This window comes from Lysobacter antibioticus (assembly GCF_001442535.1).
Lineage (GTDB): Bacteria > Pseudomonadota > Gammaproteobacteria > Xanthomonadales > Xanthomonadaceae > Lysobacter > Lysobacter antibioticus.
In genome coordinates this window covers 5,738,422-5,743,012 of the sequence record NZ_CP013141.1, presented here as the reverse complement: position 1 = coordinate 5,743,012, position 4,591 = coordinate 5,738,422, and the positions used below count along the sequence as shown (strand labels likewise).

The following is a 4,591-nucleotide window of genomic DNA, read 5'->3' as shown; positions in this document are numbered from 1 at the left end:
GAGCAGCATCGGTGCCTCGTCGGCGACTCCGTCCAACCTGGTGCTGGAAGGCAGCACCTTGCGCTATACGGGCACCAGCACCAGCAGCGACCGCGGTTTCACCTTGGCCAAATCCGGCGCGATTCTCGGCAGCGGGATCGAAGTGACCAACGCAGCGGCCAATCTGACTTTCAGCGGGCCGGTCATCAGCAGCGACGGCGCCAACTTTACCAAGACCGGCGCCGGCACCCTGACCTTAAGCAACGACAGCAACAACTACCAGGGCATCACCACGATCAGTGGCGGCACGCTGTCCGTGGACACGCTGACCAACGGCGGCCTGGTCAGCGGCATCGGCGCGGCGAGCAGCGCATCGGCCAACCTGGTGCTCAACGGCGGCGGCCTGCAGTACACCGGCGCGACCACCAGCATCAATCGCGGTTTCACCGTGGGCACGGGCAACGGCACCGTCGACGTCGCTGACGTGGCCACCACCCTGACCGTCAGCGGTACGGCGGTAGGCCCCGGCGGTAACCTGATCAAGGCGGGCGCCGGCACCCTCGTGCTCTCCGGCACCAATACCTATAACGGCAGCAACACCGTTACCGGGGGGACTTTGCGCGCCGGCTCGACCCAGGCCTTCGGCGCGCCCGATACCGGGAACGAAATGACTCTGGCCAATACGGCAGGCGTCACTTTGGATCTGAACAACTTCAATAACACGATCGGGCCGCTGTTTGGCGGCGGCGCCAACGGCGGCAACGTAACTCTCGGCTCGGCGACGGTGCGCATCGCAGGGGGCAATGGTAACTACTCGGGTGCGATCAGTGGCACGGGTGGCGTCTTGCGCACCAACTCCGGTGTCCAGACCTTCAACGGTTGCAACAATACCTATACGGGCGCCACCACCCTGCAGGGCGCCGAACTGTCGGTCAACTGCCTGGCCAACGGCGGGCTCGCCAGCGGTATTGGCGCATCCACCAATGCCTCGACCAATTTGGTCTTCAGCGCCGGCACACTGACCTATACCGGGGGTACCGTCGCCACCGATCGCGGCTTCCAGCTGCTTTCGAACAATGGCACCATCAATGTGGCCAATGCCGGCACCACGCTGGAATTCTCGGGTCAGGTCGTCGGCGGGGGCTTTCTGCAAAAGAACGGCCCCGGCACCTTGGTGATTTCGGGCACCAACAACACCTACACCGGCGGCAACCAGATTCTCGCTGGGGTATTGCGCGCGGGCGCGACCAATGCGTTTGGCTCAAGCGGTCCCATGATATTGAACAACACGGCGGGCGCGCTCCTGGATTTGGCCGGTTTCAATACGACAGTAAGTTCGCTGTCCGGTGGTGGCGCCAACGGTGGCAACGTCAACCTGGGAGCGGGCGCATTGACCATCAGCGATGGTGCCAGTCAGGTTTACGCAGGCGCCATCAGTGGCAGCGGCGGCCTGATCAAGAGCGGCGCGGGCACGCAGACGCTGTCGGGTTGCAACAGCAGCTACAGCGGCGCGACGACGATCAACGCCGGAGTGCTCGAGGTCAGCTGCCTGGAGAATGGCGGCGTCAACAGCTCGATCGGCGCCTCGTCATCCGCTGCCGCTAACTTGGCGCTCAACGGCGGCACCCTGCGTTACATCGGCACGGGCGGCAGCTCTGACCGTCAGTTCACCCTCGGCACCGCCGGCGGTACGCTCGATGCCTCCGGCAGCGGCATCATCGAACTTACTTCCATCGCTCCGGTGACCCTGGCCGGGGCCAACACCGCCCGTACGCTGACCTTGACGGGCACCAATACCGGCAACAACGTTTTGTCCGCGCAACTGAATAACAACGGCTCGGGCCTCACGTCGCTGACCAAGACCGGCACCGGCACCTGGCGACTGACCAACAACAACAGCACGTACACCGGTATCACCACCATCAGCGGTGGCGTACTCAGCGTGGACCAACTAGCGAACGGTGGCGTGGCCAGCAGCATCGGCGCTTCGTCGAGCGCCGCTTCCAACCTGGTGATTGGCAACGGCTCGACCTTGCGCTACACCGGCGCGGGCGACAGCACCAACCGCTTGTTCACGCTCGCGCCTGGCGTCACCTTCATCGAATCCTCCGGCACGGGACCGATCAACTTCTCCAACACCGGCGCGGTCACGCTGTCGGGCACCAATACGGCACGTACCATCGCCCTCGGCGGCACGAACAACGGCGCCAACACAATGGGCGGTGCGATCGGCGACAACGGCACCGGCGCGACCACCCTGGCCAAGAACGACAGCGGCACCTGGATCCTGACCGGAAACAACACGTTCAGCGGTAACACGGTCATCAACGACGGCAATCTGATGGTGGGCAACGGCGGCACCACCGGCAATGTCGGCACCGGCAATGTGATCATCGACTCGCCGACTTCGACTCTGTCGCTCAATCGCAGCGACACCTTCACTCTTACCGGCTTCCTGAGCGGCCCCGGCACGTTGGCCCAGGTTGGCACCGGGACCACCATATTGGACCCGGCCGGCCTGACCGGTAGCAGCGTCGGCGCGGTCACCATCAGCGCGGGCACGCTGGAGAATCGAGACGGCTTGGTCACGTCGACCCTCGACATGACCGGGACCTCGACGTTCGCGGTGACCGGAAACGGTGCATTCACCGGACCGGGCCAAACTCCGGTAGCGATCACCGGCGACGCGGGCAACCAAACCATCCGGATGTCCAGCGCCGATGTGTTCGATGTCCAGGGCGATCTCGGTGGCGGCAGCGACACCTTCGATCTGAGCGGCCTGATGCGATTCGGTACCCTGAGCCTGGGCGACGGCGACGACACGCTGATCCTGCGCGATGGCTTCGAGTTCAGCGACGGCGCCAATGTGACCGGCGGCGCCGGCAGCAACGACAACCTGGTGATCGACAATACCGCCGCCCTCGTGCTTGCGAACGACGGCACGACGACTGGCTTCGAGCGCCTGACCAAGCAGAACACTGGCACTCTGACCGTGGTCGACGACCACAGCTTTACCGCCGGCACCGACCTTGCCGGCGGCACCCTGGACGTGGATGGCCGGCTGGAGACGCCGACCCTGTCGATGGCCGCAGGCACCGTGCTCAACGTGGACGGCACCGTCGAGGACGCCGGCGGCACGGCTACGACGCTCAGCGGCAGCGCCGGCGTCAATACGATCAACGTCGGCACCACCGGTACCTTGCGTGCGGACGGCGACCTCGGCGACGGCAGCGATAGCGTGACCGTGGCCGGGCTCCTGGACACCGGCACGGGCGTCCTGACCTTGGGGGGCGGCGACGACACGTTGACTTTGCGCGACGGCGCCGCCCTCAGCGGCCTGGGCGTGAGCGGCGGCAACGGCGGCGACGATCAATTGGTGTTGGACAACGCCCTGGCGCTGAGCGTCGATGGCGGTGTCGTCAACGACTTCGAGCGTCTGCTCAAACAGAACACCGGTACTGCCACACTGACCGGTGCGCATAGTTTCGACACCAGCGTCATCGTCGCCGCCGGCGCGCTGGATGTCGACGGCATCGTCGAAACGCCGACCATCGACCTGGGCGACGATACCGCACTGAACGTCGACGGCCTGGTCCAAGGTGTCGGCGGCGTCGCCACCGCGATCAGCGGCAGCGCCGGCGCGAATACGGTCAGCGTCGGCGCGGGCGGCACGTTGCTGGCGAATGGCGACCTCGGCGCCGGCAACGATGTGTTGGATGTCGCCGGCACGCTCGATACCGCCGGTGGCGTGTTCGCTCTGGGCGACGGCGACGACACCCTGACCATCCACGAAAACACGAATATCATCGGTACCGTCTCGGCCGGCGCCGGCAACGACACCTTCGACACCCACATCGACACGGTCGCCGACCTCGGCGCGGTGCAGGGCTTCGAGACCCTGAGCAAGACCGGCACGGGCGTGCTCAACATCAACGGGCCGATGAGCTCGGACTTCACCACGGTGAACGTGGCCGAAGGCACCTTGAACGTCGCTGCGGGCGGCAGCGTGGTTCCGGCACCGGGCAATCCCCTCGCCACCACCGTGGCGAGCGGGGCGACCTTGCTCGTCGACGGCAGCTACGGCTGCGGCGCCGGCAGCGACACGATGACGGTGGCCGGCACCGTGGCGGGCACCGGCACCATCGACCTGTGCGGCGGCGACGACCGCCTGGTGCTGCAGGACGGCGCCGATCTGAACAATGCGATCAACGGCGGCGTGGGCGGTAACGACACCCTGGTGCTCGACAATACCGGCCCGCTCATCTTCGACGGCGGCAACACCGACGGTTTCGAGCTGTTGCAGAAAACCAACACCGGCACGGCGACGGTCACCGGCAGCCAGAGCTTCGTCGGCGGCACGACGATCGACGGCGGCACGCTGGACGTGGACGGCACGCTGGAGACGCCGACCGTCGGCCTGGCCGACGGCACCACGCTCAACGTGGACGGCACGCTGCAGGCCGTCGGCGGCATCGTGGCCACGGTGACCGGCGATGGCGGGGTCAACAGCGTCATCGTCGGCGCGGGCGGCACGCTGCTGGCGAGCGGCGACCTGGGCGCGGGCAACGACGTCCTCGACGTGATCGGCACGCTCGACACCCGGCGGCGGCGT

1 protein-coding gene (cut by both window edges) is annotated in these 4,591 nt (G+C 66.3%); it reads left to right on the top strand.

The whole window is internal to a beta strand repeat-containing protein gene (locus tag GLA29479_RS23225) on the top strand: the coding sequence, 4,623 nt in all, runs 8 nt past the left edge and 24 nt past the right edge, and what appears here is coding positions 9-4,599, spanning codon 3 (partial) through codon 1,533 (complete); the first complete codon in view begins at window position 2. Both codon boundaries (start and stop) fall beyond the window edges.